Here is a 20,415-nt window from a genome sequence, read left to right as displayed (position 1 = left end):
GCGGGGCCGGGTGCTTCACCCGCCCCCGGACCAGGAGCGCCACAGGGCCGCGTAGGCCCCGCCGGCCGACAGCAGTTCGGTGTGGCTGCCGAGTTCGACGATCCGGCCGGCCTCCATCACCGCGATGCGGTCGGCGTCGTGCACGGAGTCCAGCCGGTGCACGATCGAGATGACCGTGCGGCCCTCGATCAGGGCGGCCAGCGAGCGTTCGACGCGCCGTGACGCGGTCGAGTCCAGCAGGGCGGTGGCCTCGTCCAGGACCAGGGCGTGCGGGTCGGACAGCAGCAGGCGGGCCAGCGCCAGCTGCTGGGCGTGGGAGGGGGAGACGGGGGCTGCGCCCGGGCCGATCCCGCTGTCCAGGCCGTCGGGCAGGGAGCGGGCCCAGTCCGCGAGGAGGACGGTGTCCAGCGCCTCCCAGAGGCGGGCGTCCGCCGGTCCGGACGGGGCCGCGGTCTCCTCGGCGGCCTCCGTCTCCTCGACGGCCTCCGTCTCCTGGGCGGCGGCCAGGGTCAGGTTGTCCCGCAACGTGCCCGAGAACACGTGCTGCTCCTGGGTGACCAGGACGACCTCCCGCCGCAGCTGGCCCACCGGCAGCCGGGCCACGTCGGCGCCGCCGATGCTGACGGTCCCCCGGGTGGCGTGGTGCACCCCGGCGATCAGCTTGCCGAGGGTGGACTTGCCCGCCCCCGAGGCACCGACGACCACCAGCTTCTCGCCGGGGGCGACGGACAGGTCGATGCCGCCGAGCACCTCGCGGCCGGGGCCGTAGCCGAAGCCGACGCCCTCCAGGCGCAGGGCGTGCCCGTCCAGCACGGCGGCCGGCCGCGGTTCCTCCCTGGGCAGCCGTTCGACACCGAGGATGCGCCGCAGCGCGGCGTTCCCGATCTGGAGTTCGTCGGTCCAGGTCAGCAGGTCGTTGAGGGGTTCGCCGAGGGCCTGGACGTAGAGGACGACGGCGGTCAGTTCCGCCAGCCCGACCTCGCCGCGCTGGTAGGCGAGACCGCCGATCAGGAGGGTGAGCGCCATCGGGACCATGGTGGCCAGGTCCAGGCTGGGGAACCAGACGGTCTGCAGCCAGGTCGTGCGCTGCCGGGTGCGGACCACCCGGTCGACGGCCGCACCGTGGCGCCCGGCCTGCCGGGGGCCGAGCCCGAGGGCCTCGACGGTGGCGGCGCCGCGGGTGCTCTCGTGCGTGACGGCCAGCACGTCGGCCTCCTGCGCGAGCAGCCGCTCGTACGCGCGGGTGGCGCGCGGCCGGTACCACCACGTGGACAGGGCGGCGAAGGGCACGCCGGCCAGCAGGCCGAGGGCGAGCAGCGGAGAGGTGAGCAGGATCGCCGCGAACGTGAACACCAGGGTGACGGCGGCCAGCGCGATGCGCGGGACGGCCTGGCGGATGCTCTCGTTCAGCCGGTCGGCGTCGTTGGTGGCCCGGCTGAGCAGGTCGCCGGTGCCGACGGCCTCCACCTCGGACAGCGGCAGCCCGAGCACGCGGCGGACGAAGCCCTCGCGGGTGCGGGCCAGGACGCGTTCGCCGAGCAGGGTGGCCTGGGTGCGGGCGGCGCGGGCGAGGAGGGCGTGGGCGACGAGGATGGCGACGAAGGTCAGGGCGAGGACGTCGACCCGGCCGGCGGTGGTGCCGTTCTTGATGGACTCGACCAGGTGGCCCAGCAGCCGCGGGCCCGTCAGTCCGGCCACCAGGGCGGCGGCGAACAGTCCGAAGGTGAGCGCCAGCCGGCGCGCCTCGGTGCGGACGAACGCGCCGGTCCAGGCACGGACCTCGGCCCGGTCGGCGAGGGGCAGCCGGCCGGCGGCGGACGGACCGGCGGGAGCGGGGTCCTCGGTGCTGCCGGCGGCCGCCGCCGGGGCCCGGGTGGAGGCGGGGGTGGTGGTCATGAGGGCACTCCTGCGGAGCGGTCGGGGCCGGCGGGGGCGGCGTCCGGGTCCGCGGCGAGGCGGACCGTGCGGTCGGCGGCGCCGCGCCAGAGCGGGCTGTCGGTGAGCACCACCGTGGTGCGTCCGGCGCGCAGCGCGGCGACCCGGTCGACGATGCGGGCCTCGGTGTGGGCGTCGACGGAGGCGGTGGGGTCTTCCAGGACGAGGACGTCGGGGGCCGCGAGCAGGGCGCGGGCGAGGACGAGGCGCTGGCGCTGGCCGCCGGACAGGGCGCGGCCGCCCTCGTCCAGCCACGCGTCCGGCCCGCCGGGCAGGGCCGCGACGACGTCGGAGGCGTCGGCGGCGTACAGGGCCCGGGCCAGCTCTTCCCGGGACCGGGCGGATCCGGCGCTCAGTTCCTCGCGCACGGTGCCGCTGAAGAGGGTGTCGGCCGGTCCGGAGCGCAGCAGCCGTGCGGAGAGTTCCGCGGGGTCCACCCGGTCCAGCGGTACGCCGCCCAGCCGGACGGGCGCGGGGCCGGCGGGCCCGGGGCGGGCGAGCCGGTCGGCGAGGCCGGCCATGCGGTCGGCCGGGCCGGTGAGCACGGTGAGCCGGCCGGCCTCGGCGGTGATGCCGCTGTCGGCGTCGGTCAGGTCGAGGGCCCCGGCGGGCAGCGGTTCGGGGTGCTCGGGCCGGGCGGCGTCGGGGGTCAGGCGCAGCAGGGTGCAGACCCGGCCGGCGGCGACCTTGGCGAGGCTGAGGGTCTCGGCGGCCTCGGTGGCCGTGCTCACGGGCAGGGTGAGGAAGGCGGAGGCGCCGTAGAACGCGACGAGTTCCCCGGCGGTGATGGTGCCGTTCAGGGCGAGCCGGGCGCCGAGCCAGACGATCCCGACGGTGACCAGCCCCGGCAGGAAGACCCCGGCGGCCTGCAGCCAGGCCTCCATGCGGCCGGCGGACTCGCCGGCCCGGCGGACCTGCTGGCTGGTGCGGCGGAAGCGGGCGGCGAAGGCCGCCTCGCCGCCGATGCCCCGCAGGATGCGCAGCCCGGCGACGATGTCACCGGCCTGGGAGGTGGCGACGCCCATCAGCTCGCGCTGGGCCTCGTCGCGTTCCTGCAGGGGCCGCAGGAGCGGGCCGATGCCGAGCACCGCGGCGGGGACTCCGACGAGCACGGCCAGTCCGAGGACGGGCGAGGTGACGGTGAGCGCCACGGCGACGAGGACGGCGGCGACGACCGCGCCGACGGTGCGGCCGATGACCTCGAAGGAGTTGCCGATGCTCTCCACGTCGGCGGCGGCGGAGGCCGCGACGTCCCCGGAGCGGGCCTTTCCGCGCAGGGTGGCGCCGAGGCGGACCACCTGGCGCATCAGCACCCGGTGCGTGGTGGACAGGGCGTGGGCCTCGGCCCCGACGGCGGCCTGGATCAGGCCGGCGCCGGCGAGGGCCTGCAGGACGCCGAGACCGAGGGCGAGCAGCGACCACAGGTACAGGCCGGTCTGCCCCGTGTCCTGCCCGGCCGCGTCGATGGCCCGGCCGATGACCAGCGGGACCAGCGCGAGGGGGATCATCCAGAGCACGCCGAGCGCGGCGGCGAGCACCAGCGGCCAGGGCCGGATCCGGACCAGCCACCACAGGTAGGCCCAGGGGCCGCGGGAGTCCGCCTCGGGGACGGCGGCGGGGGCGACGGAGGCGTCGAAGAGCCGGTTGCTCACAGGTACCGGTCCAGGGTGCCCGCGCGGTCGACCTTGCCGGTGCGGGTGTGCACCAGTTCGGGCACGGCGATGATCCGGTCGGGGACCAGGGGGGCGGGCACCGCGTCCCGCATCCGCTCGCGCAGGTCCGCGGTGGTGCCCCCGCTTCCGTCAGGTCCGTCTCGCCCGTCCCGTCCGTCCCGTCCGTCCTGTCCGTCCCGTCCGGAGAGGACGACGAACGCGACCAGCGCCATGTGCTCGCCCTTGCGGTGGCCGGCCGCGGCGACGGCCGTGACGCCGGGGAGCCGGCCCAGTGCCCCCTCCACGTCGAGCAGGTCCACCCGGTGGCCGCGGATCTTGACCTGGTGGTCGATCCGGCCGTGGAAGACGAGCGAGCCGTCGTCGGTCTCCGTGACGAGGTCCCCGGTGCGGTACCAGCGTCCGGTGCCGAGCGCGGGGTCGGGGTCCGGGAACCGGTCGGCGGTCCGCTCCGGGTCGTCCACGTAGCCCAGGGCCAGCTGGGGCCCGGCCAGGAGGAGTTCGGCCGGCCCGTGCGGTGCGTCCGGGCGGGGTACGAGCGCCTGCCGTACGGCGGGCAGCGGCCGGCCGATCGGCACCCCGTCGGGGAAGGAGGCGGGTGCGCCCGGCCCGGCGAGGACGGCGCTGTGGGTGACGAGCGCGGTCTCGGTGGACCCGTAGGTGTTGAGCAGGACGACGTCGTCGGCGCCGAGCCGCCGCCAGCGCTCCAGCATGTCGGGGCGGACGGCCTCGCCGCCGATCACGACGGTGTCGACCGAGGCCGGCACGGTCCGCCCGGCGTCCAGCAGGTGGCCCGTCCAGACGTGCCAGTAGTCGACGGGCAGGTTGACCAGGGTGATCTCGTGGTCGGTCAGGACCCGGTCGAGATCGGCCTCGCCGTCCTCGTCGAGGACGACGAGCCCTCCGGCCAGCAGGACCGGCAGGACCTCCTCCAGGCTGGTGTCACCGTCCATGCGGTGGAAGTTGAGGGCGACCGTGCCGGGCCCGACGCCGTACTGCCGCCGCAGCGGGGGCAGTACGGCGTGGAGGGCGCCGTGCGGGACCGCGGCCGCCTTGGGGGCGCCGGTGGAGCCCGAGGTGAACAGCACGTACGCGGGGTCCTCCGCCCGCACCGGCTCCCCGGCTTCGCGCAAAGGGGCCTGTGTGCGGCCCCAGTTGGGCCGCAGCACCCGGTCGACGGCGGGCAGCGCCTCCGGGCCGGCGGTGGCGATCAGCTCCCGGCAGCCCAGCCGGCGCAGGGCCGCGTCGGCGTGGCCGGCGGGGCCGGCGGCCACCGGGACGTAGGCGCGGCCGGCGGCGAGGACGCCGAGGACGGCCGCGATGTCGCGGGCGGCGTGGTGGACCTGGACGGCCACCGGCGGCTGTTCGCCCGCCGGGCCGCGGGTGGCCACCAGGTCGGCCACGGACCCTGCCCAGCCGGCCAGTTGGCCGTAGCCGACGGTGACTCCGTGGTCGACGACCGCGGGCCGGTCCGGGTCCGAGCGGGCGAGGGCGAAGAAGGGGTCGAGCAGGCTGGGCAGGGTCATGGCAGGGGGTTCCGGTCCGTCCGTGGGGCGTTCAGCGGGTGGGTGCCTCGGGGGCGGGGGGCGACAGTGCGGTGAGGAGGTCGCCGAGCAGGTCCCGGTGGCGGGCGGCGAGCGCCCGCACGGTGGCCGCCCGGTGCAGGGCGGTGGAGTACCACCACTCGACGCGCAGCGTCCCGTCGTCGGTGGTGGCGATCACCTCCACCGCGTGCGGGCGGGTCCAGTGGGGAGCGGTGATGTCGCCCACCGGTTCCGGGGCCATCTCCGTCAGCAGGGTGCCCAGCGGGAGGGAGTCGACGTCGTCGCCCTCGTAGTCGAACGAGACGTCGCTGGGCGGGGCGGCCCGCAGGACGGCCGCGGTCCGGGGCCGGCCGTGCCGGGCGAGCGCTCCGTGGCCGACCCCGCCGCCGGGGAGGGCCGCGAGGTGGCCCACGGTCCGGGTCAGGCGTTCGGCCGGCGTTCCGGGAGCCAGGTCGAGGCGGACCGGGACGGTGGAGGTGAACCAGCCCGTGGTGCGGGACAGATGGGCGTCCCCGACGGTCTCCTCGCGGCCGTGGCGCAGCAGGTCCACGCGTACGGCCGGCTCCCCGAGCCGCTCGCCGAGGGCCTCCCCGAGGGCGTGCAGCACGAGGTCGCCGGGGTGGGCCCGGTGGGCCCGGGCGGCGGCGTGGAGGCGGGCGGTGAGCTCCGGCGGGAACTCCTCCAGGTGCGTGGCGGCGGTGGCCGCGGTGTTCCCGGCCCGCGGGTCGGCGGCCGCCTCCGTGCCCTCCCCGGCCGCGGGCCGGTCCGGCGCAAGCGTGGCGGGGGTGCGGGCGACCTGCGTCCACCACTCCGCCTCGGCCTCCGCCTCGGGGGTGCGGGCATGGGCGGCCAGGGCCTGGGCCCACTCGGGGTACGAGGTGCCCTCGGACGGCCAGACGTCGTCCCGGCCGGCCTCCAGCGCCGTGTAGGTCTCCTCCAGGTCGGCGAGCACCACCGACCACGACAGCATGTCGATCGCGAGCTGGTGGAAGACGATCAGCAGCCGGCCGGGCCGGGAGGGGCCGGCGTCGAACCGGACGAAGCGGGCCACGCGCCCCGCCCGCGGGTCCAGGGAGCGCTGCTCCAGCTCGCACCGGAGGGTGACGGCCGCCGCCAGGTCGGCGTCGGCGAGTTCGGAGATCTCCACCGTGTCGAGCACGGGGCCCAGGGCGTCGGCGGGCGGCCCGTCGGTCGCCAGGGCCGCCGTCCGCTGCCGGGGCCGCCGGGCGGGGCGCTCCTCGACGGCCAGGCGGAGCGAGGCGTGGCCGGCGACCAGCCGCCGCACGGCCTCGGCGAACAGGTCCGCATCGATGCCCGGCCGGGTGGTGAAGAGCATGGCCTGGTTCCACTGGCCGCGTTCGCCCGTCTGCTCCTCCCAGGCCTGTTCCTGGGACGGGGTGAGGACGACCGGGTCGTGGGCGGTGCCGGGCGGGGCGGTCTCGGTGCCGCCGCGGCGGGCGGCCCGTTCGGCGACCAGCACGGCCAGGGCGGCCGCCGTCAGTCCGGGGGCGAAGAGCTCGCGCAGCTGCACCCGTACCCCGTACGCGGTCTCGATGCGGCGGGCGGTGCGGATCAGGTCGATGGAGTCCACGCCGAGGTCGCGCAGCGGGGCGGCGAGGTCCGTGTCCGGGGTCAGGACCGCCTCGGCGAGCCAGCCGGTGAGCCGGCCGTGGACCTCCTCGGCGGCGGGCCCGGGCGGGGGGACGGGCGGCGCGGTGCTCGTCCCGGCCGGGGGAGCGTCCTGGCGTGCCGGGGCGGTCACGCGCCGGCCTCCCGGAGGGCTCCGGCGGGGCGGCGCACGAGGAACGGGCCGAGGGCGAGGGCGTCCAGCGGCAGCCGGTGGAAGGTGGCGAGGGCGTCCCGGGGCGTGCACACCACGGGTTCGTCACGGCCGTTGAAGGAGGTGTTCATGACGACGGCGGTTCCCGTGTGCCCGCCGACCTCGCCGATGAGGCGGTGGTAGAGCGGGTCGACGGCGGCGGAGACGGTCTGCGGACGCGTGGTGCGGTCGCTGTGGACCACGGCCGGCATGGCCGCGGCGCCGGCCTCGGTCACCGGGGTGGTGACGATCATGTACGGCAGCGGGGTGGCGGTGCCGATCAGGGACTCGGCGACCTCCTCCTGCATGCTGGGGGCGAACGGGCGCCACGCCTCGCGGTCCTTGATGCGGATGTTGACCCGGTCCCGGGTGGACTCGGGGTCCGGCACGGCGACCAGGCTGCGGTGGCCCAGGGCGCGGGGGCCTCCCTCGGCGCGGCCCTGGAACCAGCCGGCGACCCCGCCGGAGGCCAGGACGCCGGCGGTGGCCGCCGCGATGTCGGCGGGCTCGCTGAAGGCGGTGCCGGTGGCCTCCAGGGCCTCGCGGATCTCCCCGGCGGACCACTGAGGGCCCCAGGCGACCGAGCCGGTCATGGGCAGGATCCGGTCGCCCTCCTCGGCGGCGGCCCAGACCGCGGCCCCCAGCGAGACCCCCGCGTCGCCCGCGATCGGCTGGACGAAGAGGTCCTGGACCTCGGGCATCCGCAGGAGCTTGCCGTTGAGGGTGGCGTTGAAGCCGACCCCGCCGGCGATCATCAGCGTGGTCTCGCCGGTCTCCCGCAGCAGGCCGCGGACCAGGCCCGTCACGGCCCGCTCCAGCGCGGCCTGCGTGGTGGCGGCGAGGTCCCGGTACTCGAACGGGTCCCGGTCCGTGACCTTGGTGTACCGGCCGGAGCGCGGGTCGAAGCGGCGCACGGTGCGGTTGGGGGCGTCCTGGAGGGTCTTCTCCAGGTGCTCCAGCCAGTACCGGATGGTGGCCGTCTCCTCGTCGGTGCTGCCGGTCGAGCGCAGACCGGGCGGGACGACGCCGACGGTGAAGTCCTCGTCGGTGAAGCCGAGGGCGCCGCCGAAGGTGAGGTCGCCGGGGGTGCCGTAGGAGGCCAGGCCCATCATCTTGCCGGCGTTGTCGGCGCCCAGGCCGGCGTAGGCGCAGACGGCCGCGTAGAAGTAGCCGAGGGACCAGCCGGGGGTGTGGGAGCGCAGGGTCTTGATCCGGCCGTCGATGCCGACGGCGAGGGTGGTGCTCGCGTTCTCGCCCTGGCCGTCCAGGACGAGGACGGCGCCCCGGTCGCGTCCCGAGAGGAGGTAGGCGCTGGCGGCGTGGGCGACGTGGTGGTCGACGAACGTGAGCCGGGGGTCGCGTGCGCGGGGGAAGAGGGTCTTGGGCAGGAGGTGTTCGAGGGCGTCGGCGTCGCTGTCGAACCAGTCCAGGCCGCGGTCCGCGAAGAGCGTGGGCAGGTCCCACCCGTGGGCGACGACGTCGATGTCGTCCAGGGTGAGACCGCCCTCCGCGAGGCAGTAGGCAGCGGCGTTCAAGGGTGCCTCGCCGTAGGCGTGCTTGTTGCGGGTGAAGCGTTCCTCCTCGGCCAGGGCGATGACTTCGCCGTCCACGACGAGGCAGGCAGCACCGTCGTGGCTGGCGCCGGGCCAGCCGTTGACTCCGAGCACACGCATGGTCAGTCCCCAAGGGTCGGTCGTCGGGTCTGCCGGGTGCGCCGGGGGCCCAGGCCGCCGGCGTTCCGGTCACGCCAACGGATCTTGGCGGTCCGCCGGGTTGTACACGACCAGGGAGTTTGTGCGGAGATCCGCGGCGAAGATCGCGGAGGCCGCCTTGAGCACGGCGTTGGCGTGCCGCAGTTCCTCGACCTCGCTGCGCAGCCGGCGCAGTTCGGCCCGCTCGTCGCCCGTCAGGGTGTCGGCGGCGAGCCGGCGCCGGACGGGGCGGGCCCCGGGGGCGGGCGGGGCGGAGGACGCGGAGGTGCGGGGCGCGGCCGGCCGGGCGGCGGGGGCGGGTCCCCCGTCCGCGGGGCGGCGGTGGCCGGCGGCCGGCTGGGGCGGCACCAGGCCGGGGGTCCGCGGCTGGCCGCGGGCGGGGGAGTCGTGTGCTTCCAGTTCGCCGCTGAGCCGGTACCAGCGGCGGGTCCACGGCTCGGGGTCGCCGCCGCAGGCGACCACGTAGGCGAGGGTCACTTTCAGCGAGGGTTTGTGCAGCCCGCGGGCCGCTTCGGCGAGGGTGGCCACGGAGTAGTGGGCGATTCTGGCCATGGTCCGGTAGGAGGGGTTCCCTGCCTGCCTGCGCAGCAGGCGCAGGTCGTGGGCGAATTGCTCCAACGGTCCTGCCGTGGGGTCCAGTAACCGCTCTGGCCTGGGCATGCTTCTCCCCCTGCTCATCGATGGTGTTGAACGAAGCACATGGTCCATCCGGGCCGTACAACCTGGTCGGGGCGGACGGCCGGGCGGTGCGCCGAGCTGGAGGCCCCGAGGGCGACCGGGAATCCTCTGCACCGGATCTCTCGGACATTGGTACATGCCACTGACAAATCGATCAATCGCCAGTCGAGAATTCCGGCCACTTCCGACGCGGGTCGTCCGATTTCGGTTCCCTGCCGAACCGGCGGGTCACCGCCCGTTCCCCGGGCATTCCGCTTCGGCCGTACGGCAGAGGACTGTACGAGGTCGCTCCCGTGTGGCGACCCGTACAGGAGCCCGTGCAACCCTCCGTCCCCGCCGGCCGGTTGTACAGGGGCGTACGGCAGCAGCGCCCCGTACAACCTGACCTCGTGTACAACGCCGGCGCTCTGCAAGATCGGTTGACGTCAGGCGATACGGCCGAAACCGACGGGATTGGGTGGCGGGTTGGTGGACACAGGACGCAGCCAGACGGAATCACCGGCTCTCGAAGCCGTCTACGCGTACCGGAGCCGTCCGCTCGTGGAACCCGACTGGAGACGCTTCCCCGGCTGGCGCGAGGTCACCGAGGCCGAGTGGGCGGATCCGCAGTGGCAGCGCGCCCATTGCGTCAAGGACGCGAAGGGGCTGCGCGCAGTCGTCGGCGACCTGCTCGACGAGGAGTTCTACGAGGACTGGGAGCAGGACCGGTTGCACCGGGCCACGATGTCGGTGCTGCTGCCGCCCCAGATGATCAACACGATGGCCGCGGAGGCCTCGGCGGCCCGCCCCGGCGAGCTGACCAAGGCCTTCTACGACGACCCCGTACGGCGCTACATGCTGCCGGTCTTCTCCGACCGGCACCCGGTGTGGCCCTCGCACCCGATGGCCAGCCGGGACTCGCTGCACGAGCAGGACATGTGGGTGGTGGAGGGCCTGACCCACCGCTACCCCACCAAGGTGCTGGCGGAGCTGCTGTCGACCTGCCCGCAGTACTGCGGGCACTGCACCCGGATGGACCTGGTCGGCAACTCCACCCCGCAGGTCACCAAGAACAGGCTCCAGCTCAAGCCGGTCGACCGGGCCGAGCGGATCCTGGCGCACCTGCGCGCCTCCCCGGGCATCCGGGACGTGGTGGTCTCCGGCGGCGACCTGGCGAACATGCCCTGGCCGCGCCTGGAGCGGTTCGTGGACGGGCTGCTGGACATCGAGTCGATCCGCGACATCCGGCTGGCCAGCAAGGGCCTGATCGGGCTGCCGCAGCACTGGAACTCCGCCCCGGTGCTGCGGGGCGTGGAACGCGTCGCCGCCAAGGCGCGCTCCCGGGGCGTACGCCTCGCGCTGCACACCCACGCCAACGCCGCCCAGCAGGTGACGTCCGGCGTGGCCCGCGCTTCCTGGGCCCTGCTCGGGGCCGGTCTGCACGACGTACGCAACCAGGGCGTGCTGATGCGCGGGGTCAACGACAGCGCGCACGACCTGCTCGACCTGTGCTTCGCGCTCTGCGACCACGCCGGCATCACTCCGTACTACTTCTACATGTGCGACATGATCCCGAACGCCGAACACTGGCGGGTCCCGCTGCACAGCGCCCAGCTGATCCAACGTCAGATCATGGGCTACCTCCCGGGGTTCGCCACTCCGCGCATCGTGTGCGACGTGCCGATGGCCGGCAAGCGGTGGGTGGACCAGGCGGACGCCTACGACCGGGAACTCGGGGTCTCGCACTGGAGCAAGAGCTACCTCACCCCGCTGGAGGCGGCGGACCCGGACGCCCACAGCGGCTCGTACCACTACTACGACCCCATCGACACGCTCCCCCTCTCCGGGCAGCGCTGGTGGCGGGAAACCCGTCAGGGGTAGAGAAGGGACAGTTGCACAGCCATGAGCAGTCTCCGTCCACGGCGTGAAGAACCTCCGGTGCTGGAGGAGTGGTACCGCCGCCACCTCGGCCCGGACATCCACGACATCAGCTCCAGCGGGGTCCACCCGTACACCTTCGCCGAGATACGCGACCTGTGCCGGATCTCCGCCGCCGACCTCGACGAGATCGTCATGGACGACAGCGTCTCGCAGGGCGGGGCCGGTGTCCGCGCGGCCATCGCCGACCGGTACGCGGGCGGTGACGCCGGCCGGGTGCTGGTCACGCACGGCTCCAGCGAGGCCATCGCGCTGACCCTGAGCACGCTGCTGCACCCCGGCGACCGGGTGGTCGTCCAGGAGGGCATCTACCACTCGCTCGGCCACTACCCGCGGGCGGCCGGATGCGAGGTCGTCACCCTGCCGGCGACGGCGGTCCGCGACGGCGAGATCGACCCGGAGGTGCTGACCGCCCTGGTCACGCCGGGCACCGCGGCCGTGATCGTCAACTTCCCGCACAACCCCACCGGAGTCTCCCTCTCCGCCCAGGGCCTGAAGGCCCTCACGGAGCGGACCGCCCTCACCGGCGCCACGCTCGTCTGGGACGCCGCCACCGCCGAGATCGCGCACCGCTGGGACGTGCTGCCCGATCCTGCTGCGGGCGGCGGTGACACCGTGTCCTACGGCACCTTCTCCAAGACGTTCGGCCTGCCCGGCCTGCGCGTGGGCTGGGCCGTCGCACCCGAGCCCCTGCTCACGGCCACCTTCCCGCTGCGCGACCGGACCACCCTGTTCCTGTCGCCGCTGGTCGAGCTGATCGCCGAGCGGGCGATGCGCCACGCCGACGTGCTGATCGGGGCCCGGGCGGCCGAGGCCCGGCGCAACCTGGCGCACCTGACGCAGTGGATGGCCGAGCACGAGGCGCTGGGGCTGGTCCGGTGGACCCCGCCCGAGGGCGGGGTGTGCGCGCTGCCCGTTTTCCGCGAGCTGGAGCGGGCCGGCGCCGGCCCCGAGGCGGTGGAACGGTTCTGCCTGGAGCTGCTGGACCGGCACCGCACCCTGCTGGTTCCGGGCACGGCCTTCGGCGCGCCGCACGGCGCCCGGCTCGGCTTCGGCGGCCCGGAGGAGGCCTTCCGGGCGGGCCTCGACGGCCTGTCGGCCTTCCTGCGCACCCGCGGGCCGGGCCGGTGACCGCCGTGACCGGGAGCGGCCACGGGCTCGACGGGCTCGACGTGCTCGACCTGTGGGAACGGTCGGTGCGCGCGCATCCCGACCGGCCGGCTCTGGTGACCCCGCACCGGGTGCTGGCGTACGGCGAGGCGGACCGGCTGACCGACGCCTGGGCCGACTCGCTCGCCGGGCGGGGCGCCGCCCCCGGCCGGCTGGTGGGCCTGGCCTTCGGCGATCCCGCCCGTACGGTCCTCGGGATGCTGGCGGCGCTGAAGGCCGGAGCGGGCTTCACCGTCCTGGACGACCGGCTCCCCGACGCCGCCCGCGCGGCGCTGGTCCGCCGCACCGCGGCCGCCGTCTGGCTGGGCGACGGCGACCACGCGCCGGAGGCCGCGTACGTACCGGCGCCGGCGCCCGGCGCACCGGGCCCGGCGGACGGCGGCCCGGCCGGGCCGCGGCTGCGGGCGCGGGCCGGCGGGTCCGACGTGGCCTACGTGCTGTTCACCTCCGGCTCCACCGGGCAGCCCAAGGGCACGGTCGTCGAGCGGGACGCCCTGGGCCGGTTCGCGACCGCCGTCGCCGAGCGGCTCGCGCTGACCCGGGACGACCGCTGGCTCCAGGTGGCCTCGCTGGGCTTCGACGTCCTGATCGAGGAGGTGTTCCCCGCCTTCGCGGCCGGTGCGGCGGTGGTGTGCCGGCACGACACCCGGGCCCTGGACGCCGAGGAGCTCCACGTCACCCTGGCCCGCACCCGGACCACCGTGGTGGAACTGTCCACCCAGTACTGGCTGGAGTACGCCCGCTGGCTGGAGGCCGCCGGGGAGACCACCCCGCAGGCCCTGCGCACCGTGGTGGTCGGCGGCGAACGGATGGACCCGCGGCCCTACCGCGACTGGCAGGACCGGCAGCCCGCCGCCCTCGCCCACGTGTACGGCCTCACCGAATGCACGGTCAGCTCCACCTTCTACACCGGACGGCTGCCGGCCGACGCCGACGAGGTGCCGCTCGGCACTCCGCTGCGGGACGTGGAGATCACCGTCCGGCGCGACGGCCGGCCGGTGCCCGACGGCGAGACCGGGGAGATCCACATCGGCGGTCCGCTGCTGGCCCGCGGCTTCCTCGACGACGACGCGGCCACCGCCCGGCGCTTCGTCCCCGACCCGCACGCCACCGCACCCGGCGCCCGCGTGTACGTGACGGGCGACCTCGGCCGCGTCGACGCCGACGGGCAGCTGGTGTTCCTCGGCCGGGCCGACGACCAGATCAAGATCCGCGGGCACCGGCTGGAGCCCGCCCGGGTGGAGCGCGCCCTGTGCGAGGCGGCCGGCGTGGGCCAGGCCGTGGTCTTCCCCGACCCCGCGACCGGCACGGTCCTGTGGGCGTTCACCGTGCCCGCCGATCCGGCGGCGGCCCCGCCGCCGGGGGAGGCCGTACGGCTCACGGGCGCGGACCGGGACGCGCTGCTCGCGCCGCTGGAGGCGCAACTGCCGGACTGGGCGGTGCCGCGGGTGCTCCACCGGGTGGCCGCCCTGCCGAAGAACCCGCACGGCAAGATCGACAAGAAACTGCTGGCCACCTGGGCGGCCGGCCCGGCGACGACCCCGGGCCAGACCCCGGGCCAGGCTCTGGGTCAAGCTCCGGGCCAGGCTCTGGGCCAGGCTTTGGGTCAGGCCTCGGGCCAGGCTCTGGGTCAGGCCGCGGGCCAGGCCTCCGCAAAGGCTCCGGGCCAGGCTTTGGGTCAGGCCCCGGGCCAGGCCCCGGGACAGGCTGCACCGGCCCCGGTCCGTCAGGACCCCGGCGGCGGGGCGCACGGCCCGGACGGGGGCGGGGAGCCGCTGGACGCCACGCTGGGCCTCTTCCGCGAGGTCCTGGGCGACCCGCGGCTGGGTCCCGACGACAACTTCTTCGACCACGGCGGCCAGTCCCTGCTCGCCATGCGCCTGCTCGCGCGGCTGCGCGAGTCCCACCCCGGCGCCGCCGGACTCCGGGCGAGCGCGCTGTTCGCCTCGCCCACGCCCCGGCTGCTCGCCGCGGCGCTCACGGCCCCGTCCTCCGGCGAACCGCCGGCCGGACGCTGAACCGGCGGATCCGCGCCACCGGCCACCCGCACCACCCGAGGGCCCCGGCCCGGCTCCGGCCGGCCGCGGGCAGCAGCAACCATCCCCGACCACTCAGCGAGAGTTGGCATGTCGAACCTCACCGACCAGTCCACGCACGGCTACACCCTGACGCCCGACGAGGCCTCCGCCACGGCGGACCTGTGCCTCGCACTGGCCTCCGCCTACCCGTCCTTCGGCGACCCCGGGCTGCTGCACGACCTGCCCCGGCTGGCCGCCGGCCTGCCGGAGGGCGTGCAGCGGTTCCTGCGCGAGTTCCAACTGGCCGACCGCCACGGCCACGCCGTGATCAGCGGCCACGACTTCGACCAGGAGCGCATCGGCCCCACCCCCGAGCACTGGCGCGGCCGCCGGCGCCCCGGCCCGGAGTTCCCCGAGGAGCTCCTCCTGATGCTCTACTCGGCGCTGCTCGGCGAGCCGTTCGGCTGGGCCACCCAGCAGGACGGGCACCTCGTGCACGACATCTTCCCGATCCGGGCGCACGAGAACGACCAGCTCGGCATGGGCAGCAAGGAACTGCTCACCTGGCACACCGAGGACGCCTTCCACCCCTACCGCAGCGACTACCTGATCCTCGGTGCGCTGCGCAACCCGGACCACGTCCCGACGACGGTCGGCGAGCTGGACCTGTCCTCGCTGTCCGCCGACGACGTCGACGTCCTCTTCGAACCCCGCTTCCACATCGCGCCCGACGAGTCGCACCTGCCGAAGAACAACACCATCGCCTCCGAGGAGGAGGCCGCGCGCTTCGCCACCATCCAGCGGATGATCGACGAACGGCCGCTCGGCCCGCTGCTGTACGGCTCGCGCGTCGACCCGTACATGCGTCTCGACCCGTACTTCACCTCCGTCCCCGAGGACGACACCGACGCCCGGCGCGCCTACGACGCGCTGTTCAAGGTGGTGGACGCCGCGATGCGGGAGGTCGTGGCGGACCAGGGGGACGTGCTGTTCATCGACAACCACCGGGCGGTGCACGGCCGGCTGCCGTTCCGGGCCCGCTACGACGGCACCGACCGCTGGCTGAAGCGGGTGTGCGTGACCTCGGACCTGCGGCGCTCGCGCGAGATGCGGGCCACCGCCCGGACCCGGCTGCTGGGCTGACCCGCCGGTGGCCCTCACCCTGACCGACCTGTCCCGGGACCCCGGGCTGCTGCCCGCCGTCGACGCCCTGATCGGCGCCAACATGCCGGAGTTCATGAGCTGGGAGTCCCCGGGCAACTGGCGCTGGCACGGCATGTACGACCGCTACCCCGCCCACCAGCTGTGCCTGGTGGACGGCGACGGGCACCTGGTCGCGGCGGCCAACGGGCTGCCGGTCCGCTGGGACGGCAGCCCGGCCTCGCTGCCGGGAGGCAGCGACGAGGTGCTGGTGGAGGCCGTCGACCACGGCCCGCCGGACCGGGCCGACGCCGTGTGCATGCTCTCGGTGTCCGTGGACCCCGCGCACCGGGCGGCCGGGCACGCCGAACGCCTGCTCACCGAGGTCCGCCGGCGGGCCGCCGGCCACGCCCCCCGCGGCGTGGTCATCCCGGTCCGCCCCACCCGCAAGCCGTACTACCCGCTGATCCCCCTCGCCGACTACGCCGCCTGGCGGCTGCCCGACGGGCGCTGCTTCGACCCCTGGCTGCGCACCCATCTGGAGCTGGGCGCGCGCCGGCTCGGCATCGCCGAGCGCTCGCTGGTGATCCGTCAGCCGGTCGCGCGCTGGGAGCAGTTCCTCGGCCGGCCGCTGCCGGGCCCGGGCGCGTACCCGCTGCCCGGCGGCCTGGTGCCGCTCCAGGTCGCCGAGGACGGCTACGGCACCTACGCCGAGCCCAACGCATGGGTCCACCACCCGGCCCTCTGAAAGCCCCTTCCCCCGTTCCGTACACCTCTGGAGACGACCATGACTCCCGTACGCCTCGCGATCGTCGGGTGCGGCGCCGCCGCCCGCGGCTGCCACCTGCCCGCCCTGCCCCCGCTCAAGGGCGACGTACAGCTCACCGCGCTGATCGACCGCGACCCGCGGCAGGCCGAGGCCGCGCTCGCCCTCTACCGTGAGCTGGGCGGCACCGCCGCCGAGCAGGTGGTGCTCGCCACCGATCCGGCCGAGGCCGCCGACGCGTTCGACGCCGCCGTCGTGGTGGCCCCGCACACCCTGCACGCGCCGATCGTCGAGGCGCTGCTCGCGGCGGGCAAGCACGTCCTGCTGGAGAAGCCCATGACCACCTCGGTCGAGGACGCCCGCCGGCTGGCGCTGACCGCCGCGGCCGAGGGCGCGCCGGTGCTGGCCATGGCCCACCCGCGCCGGCTCTTCCCCGCCTACGCCTGGATCAAGCGGCTCATCGACGCCGGCGCGCTCGGCGAGGTCGTGCGGGTCGACTGGTCCGAGGGGCACCCGTACGCCCACGAGCCGGTCTCCTGGTCGATGTTCGACCGGCGGCTCGCCGGCGGCGGCGTCCTCACCGACACCGCCTCGCACGTCTTCGACACCCTGCTGTGGTGGCTGGGCCCCGACGTGCGGGTGGTCGGCGCCGAGGACAACTCGCTGGGCGGGGTGGAGACCGACGCCCACGTCCGGCTGCGGTTCGGCACCACCGACGTGACCTGCGACTTCAGCCGGCTGCGCGACCTCGGCATCAGCTGCACGGTCACCGGTACCCGTGCGACGGCGACGATCGGCACCGACTTCCCGGCCGGGGAGTGCACCCTGGTCACCACCGACGGGGTGGAGCTGCACCGCGGGGACGTGCCGGCCGTGGCCCCGGCCCAGGACGAGTGGGAACTGCTGTTCAGTGAGCAGCTCGCAAACTTCGCGGCGGCCCTGCGCGGGACGGCCGCCGTCCACTCCACCGCGCAGGACGGCGTGCGGGTGGTCGAGCTGATCCAGGAGTGCTACGGCGGCCCCGCCCACGAGCGCTCCGCGCAGCCGTGGACGACCCGGGGACAGGAGGCCGCGGCCGGGTCCGGAGACCTGCCCGCGCTGGCGGGACGCACCGTGGCCGTCACGGGCGCGAGCGGCTTCATCGGCGGCCGGCTCGTCGAACGGCTGGTGCTCGGCACCGAGGCCCGGGTCCGGCCGGTGGTGCGCGGCTTCGGCCGGGCCGCCCGGCTGTCGGTCCTGCCGCAGGACCGGCTGGAGTTCCGCCAGGGCGACCTGATGGACCCGGCCGCGCTCCGGGAGGCGTTCGAGGGCTGCGACACCGTCGTGCACTGCGCGTTCGGCAGCTCCGGCGACGAGGGCGACCGCTGGGCCGCGTCCGTCGCGGGCACCGAGAACGTGCTGGCCGCGGCCCGCGCCGCCGGTGTGCGGCGCGTGGTGCACCTGAGCACCGTCGACGTCTACGACCCGGCGGTGACCGGAGCCCTCACCGAGGACTCCGCCGCACGCCCGGCGGACCCCGCCGACCGGGAGTACGAGCAGCAGAAGCTCGCCGCCGAACAGCTCGTCGTCCGGGCCCACGGCGACGGCCTGGAGACGGTGGTGATCCAGCCGGGCGTGGTCCACGGCCCGTGGGGCGGCCAGTGGACGACGGCGCAGCTCCGCCGCCCGGCGGGCGACTTCGACCAGCTCCCGGCCGGTGACGACGGCGGCGTGTGCAACGCCGTGTACGTGGACGACCTGGCCGAGGCCGTCCTGCTGGCCGTGGACAGCGCGGCGGCGGCCGGCGAGCGCTTCCTCGTGGGGCACCCCGAGGAACTGCGCTGGGGCACGTTCTTCGACGCGGTCCGCGCGCTGCGCGGGCCGGCCGGCCCCGAGGCCGGGACCGCCGGGGAACCGGTGGCCGACTGGGAGCTGGACCTCTACCGTGCGACGGCCCGCGCCGACTACGGCAAGGCCCGCCGGCTGCTCGGCTTCACCGCGCGCACCCCGTTCGCCGAGGCGTCCGCGGTCACCGCCGAGTGGGCCCGCTGGGCCGGGGAAGCCCCGGAGGCCGGGGCGTGACCGCGGGGAGCCGGGGGACCGGGTCCGGGGTGACCGACGTCCTGGTGGTCGCGCCGCACCCCGACGACGACGTGATCGGCTGCGGCGGCTCCATCGCCAAGCACGTCCGCGACGGCGCCCGGGTGACCGTGGTGATCGTCATCGGCCGTGAGCGCAGCGCCCTGGACGACGCCGTCACCGACGCCGAGTTCGCCGCCGAGACCGAGGCCGCCGCGAAGGCCCTGGGGGTGCACCGCTGCATCCGCTTCGACGAGCCGTCGCGGGACTTCACGCTCAGCCGCCGGGTCCACCTGGACCTCGTCCGGGTACTGCGCGAGGTACGGCCGCAGGTGGTGTACCTGCCGCACGACAACGACGACGACGTCGAGCACCGCATGGTGCACCAGCTCACCCTCGAAGCCCTGTGGATGGCGGGCTCCGAGTTCTTCCAGGAGGCCGGCGGGCCGCCGATGCCGGCGCCGCGGCTGGTCCTCGGCTACGAGGTGTGGGCGCCGATGGCGCGCTTCCAGTACGCCGAGGACATCGGCGGGCAGATCGGGGCCAAAGTGGAGGCGATGCGCGCGTACGTCTCCCAGCTCCGGCACGCCGCCTGGGACGAGGGCGTGGAGGGCCTGGCCCGCTACCGCGGGGCGGTCTCGGGCGGCTCCGGCCACGCGGAGGTGTTCCAGGTGCTGAGCCTGGGCGCCCCGCCGGCGGGTGCGGCGGGAGGCGGCCGTGACTGACCGCCTGCTGGTGTGCGGGCTCGGTTCGGGCATGGACCGGTCGCTGGCCGAACTGCGCTCGCCCCGGCGGGAACTGGTGGTGGTGACCGAACGGCCCACGGACCGGGTCCGGGCCGCCGCCGACGTCCTGCTGGTGTGCGACCCGAACGACGCGGTGGCGGTCCTCGCCGAGCTGTCCGCCGCCGGGATCGACCGGATCGACGGCGTGTTCTCGCTCGGCGCGGACAACCCGCCGGTGATCAGCACGCTCGCCCGGTACCTGGGATGCCCGGGCCTGCCCCTGGAGACGGCCCTGAACTGCACGTTCAAGGACCGGCGGCTGGCCGTCCTGCGCAAGGCGGGGCTCGACCTGCCGCGGTACGCGACCGCCGAGAGCGTCGGCGAGGCCGTGCGGGCGGTCGAGGAGATCGGGCTGCCGGCGGTCATCAAGCCCAGCGACCAGACCGGTTCGCTGGGCGTGATGAAGGTGGAATCGGCGGACCGGGTGCGGGAGCTGGCGCAGGAGGCGCTGCTGCTCAGCCCGGGCGGCCGGATCGTGATCGAGGAGTTCCTGGAGGGCACCGAGCACACCCTGGCGGCCTTCATGGTCGACGGGCAGCTGCACCGCTTCGGGTTCGCCGACCGGGAGTACGGGCGCAAGGAGGAGTTCGCCCCGCACTTCTTCGAGGGCGGCGACACCCTGCCGAGCGTGCTGACCGAGGAGCAGATCGAGGAGGTCACGGACACGGTCCGGCGCGGGGCCCGGGCCCTGCGCCTGGACCCCGCGGTGATCAACACCGACATCCTGCGCACCCGTGACGGCCGGGTGGTCCTGCTGGAGATCACCTGCCGGATCACCGGGGCCCGGATCGCCACCGAGGTGATGCGGCTGGCCACCGGGGTGGACCCGCTGCCCAACGTGGTCCGCCTCGCCCTGGGGCAGCCCCTGGACCTCGACGAGCTGACGCCGCGGCACAGCCGGGCGGTGGTGCAGCGGTTCGTGCCGGCGGACGGCGGGGTCGTCGAGTGGGTCGGCGACCCGCGGCACGTCGCCCGCCGGGCCGGGGTCCACGACGTGTTCTGGGGCATCGACCTGGAACCCGGCACCGAACTGCCGGCCTACCGCGGCGGCGCCGAGGTGCTGGCCGGGGTGATCGCCCACGCCGAGGCGCCGGCGGAGGCCGAGGCCATCGCCGAACGGACGCTGCGCGCCCTGCCCCTGCGGTTGCGGGAGCCCGCCGGATGACCGCTCACCGACCGGCCCGCGGCACCGCGCGGGCCCAC

The 20,415-nt window shown here is 75.4% G+C and carries 14 protein-coding genes; 8 read left to right on the top strand and 6 right to left on the bottom strand.

The window, feature by feature from the left end:
- Positions 1 to 15 precede the first annotated feature (15 nt).
- The 6 genes from AC07A6_RS07970 to AC07A6_RS07945 all read right to left on the bottom strand — a co-directional run bounded on the left by AC07A6_RS07970 (position 16) and on the right by AC07A6_RS07945 (position 9,298).
- A complete protein-coding gene (locus tag AC07A6_RS07970) occupies positions 16 to 1,896 on the bottom strand; it encodes an ABC transporter ATP-binding protein (protein ID WP_478776474.1) in 1,881 nt (626 codons plus the stop codon).
- Entirely contained in the window at positions 1,893 to 3,587 is a 1,695-nt protein-coding gene (locus tag AC07A6_RS07965) for an ABC transporter transmembrane domain-containing protein (protein ID WP_478776473.1), read from the bottom strand. Before AC07A6_RS07965 ends, AC07A6_RS07970 begins: the two co-directional genes overlap by 4 nt.
- Positions 3,584 to 5,131, bottom strand: coding sequence for an AMP-binding protein (locus tag AC07A6_RS07960; RefSeq protein WP_478776472.1), 1,548 nt, complete (start codon positions 5,129 to 5,131; stop codon positions 3,584 to 3,586). Before AC07A6_RS07960 ends, AC07A6_RS07965 begins: the two co-directional genes overlap by 4 nt.
- A gap of 31 nt (positions 5,132 to 5,162) precedes the next feature.
- Complete coding sequence (locus tag AC07A6_RS07955; protein WP_478776471.1) at positions 5,163 to 6,911, bottom strand: condensation domain-containing protein; 1,749 nt, start codon at positions 6,909 to 6,911, stop codon at positions 5,163 to 5,165.
- Positions 6,908 to 8,641, bottom strand: coding sequence for a carbamoyltransferase family protein (locus AC07A6_RS07950; protein ID WP_478776470.1), 1,734 nt, complete (start codon positions 8,639 to 8,641; stop codon positions 6,908 to 6,910). Before AC07A6_RS07950 ends, AC07A6_RS07955 begins: the two co-directional genes overlap by 4 nt.
- A 69-nt stretch (positions 8,642 to 8,710) precedes the next feature.
- Complete coding sequence (locus tag AC07A6_RS07945) at positions 8,711 to 9,298, bottom strand: XRE family transcriptional regulator (RefSeq protein WP_362463591.1); 588 nt, start codon at positions 9,296 to 9,298, stop codon at positions 8,711 to 8,713.
- A 528-nt stretch (positions 9,299 to 9,826) separates the two neighbouring features.
- On the opposite strand from AC07A6_RS07945, the gene AC07A6_RS07940 reads away from it, so the two are divergent.
- The 8 genes from AC07A6_RS07940 (at position 9,827) to AC07A6_RS07905 (ending at position 20,377) form a co-directional block, all read left to right on the top strand.
- Positions 9,827 to 11,218 (top strand): KamA family radical SAM protein, encoded by a 1,392-nt coding sequence (locus AC07A6_RS07940; RefSeq protein WP_478776469.1) that lies wholly within the window; start codon positions 9,827 to 9,829, stop codon positions 11,216 to 11,218.
- Positions 11,219 to 11,275: 57 nt separating this feature from the next.
- Positions 11,276 to 12,406: a capreomycidine synthase gene (gene vioD / locus AC07A6_RS07935; RefSeq protein WP_478776468.1), complete on the top strand. Its 1,131-nt coding sequence runs from the start codon at positions 11,276 to 11,278 to the stop codon at positions 12,404 to 12,406.
- Between the two features lie 5 nt (positions 12,407 to 12,411).
- Positions 12,412 to 14,463 carry an amino acid adenylation domain-containing protein gene (locus AC07A6_RS07930; protein ID WP_478776467.1) on the top strand — a complete coding sequence of 684 codons (2,052 nt, stop codon included), beginning with the start codon at positions 12,412 to 12,414 and terminating at the stop codon, positions 14,461 to 14,463.
- A 108-nt stretch (positions 14,464 to 14,571) separates the two neighbouring features.
- The gene (vioC, locus tag AC07A6_RS07925) at positions 14,572 to 15,606 is read left to right on the top strand and encodes an arginine beta-hydroxylase, Fe(II)/alpha-ketoglutarate-dependent (protein ID WP_478776466.1); all 1,035 of its coding nucleotides are present in this window, start codon (positions 14,572 to 14,574) and stop codon (positions 15,604 to 15,606) included.
- 7 nt (positions 15,607 to 15,613) lie between these two features.
- On the top strand, positions 15,614 to 16,351 hold the full coding sequence (locus AC07A6_RS07920) for a hypothetical protein (RefSeq protein WP_478776465.1): 738 nt from the start codon (positions 15,614 to 15,616) through the stop codon (positions 16,349 to 16,351).
- 39 nt (positions 16,352 to 16,390) lie between these two features.
- Positions 16,391 to 18,430 (top strand): NAD-dependent epimerase/dehydratase family protein, encoded by a 2,040-nt coding sequence (locus AC07A6_RS07915; protein ID WP_478776464.1) that lies wholly within the window; start codon positions 16,391 to 16,393, stop codon positions 18,428 to 18,430.
- Positions 18,431 to 18,459: 29 nt separating this feature from the next.
- Positions 18,460 to 19,152, top strand: a complete 693-nt coding sequence (locus AC07A6_RS07910) for a PIG-L deacetylase family protein (RefSeq protein WP_478776463.1) — start codon at positions 18,460 to 18,462, stop codon at positions 19,150 to 19,152.
- Positions 19,145 to 20,377 (top strand): ATP-grasp domain-containing protein, encoded by a 1,233-nt coding sequence (locus AC07A6_RS07905; RefSeq protein WP_478776462.1) that lies wholly within the window; start codon positions 19,145 to 19,147, stop codon positions 20,375 to 20,377. Before AC07A6_RS07910 ends, AC07A6_RS07905 begins: the two co-directional genes overlap by 8 nt.
- The last annotated feature ends 38 nt before the right edge of the window (positions 20,378 to 20,415 follow it).

It is taken from the genome of Streptomyces sp. NPDC044002 (genome assembly GCF_056434525.1).
The sequence above is the reverse complement of the archived record's forward strand: the minus strand, read 5'-3'. Positions and strand labels throughout refer to the sequence as shown.

Bases quoted from the DNA above. Each gene is read 5' to 3' on its own strand.
- AC07A6_RS07950 (WP_478776470.1), bottom strand. From the start codon at position 8,641: ATGCGTGTGCTCGGAGTCAACGGCTGGCCCGGCGCCAGCCACGACGGT.
- vioC (WP_478776466.1), top strand. From the start codon at position 14,572: ATGTCGAACCTCACCGACCAGTCCACGCACGGCTACACCCTGACGCCC.
- AC07A6_RS07960 (WP_478776472.1), bottom strand. From the start codon at position 5,131: ATGACCCTGCCCAGCCTGCTCGACCCCTTCTTCGCCCTCGCCCGCTCG.
- AC07A6_RS07970 (WP_478776474.1), bottom strand. From the start codon at position 1,896: ATGACCACCACCCCCGCCTCCACCCGGGCCCCGGCGGCGGCCGCCGGC.
- AC07A6_RS07915 (WP_478776464.1), top strand. From the start codon at position 16,391: ATGACTCCCGTACGCCTCGCGATCGTCGGGTGCGGCGCCGCCGCCCGC.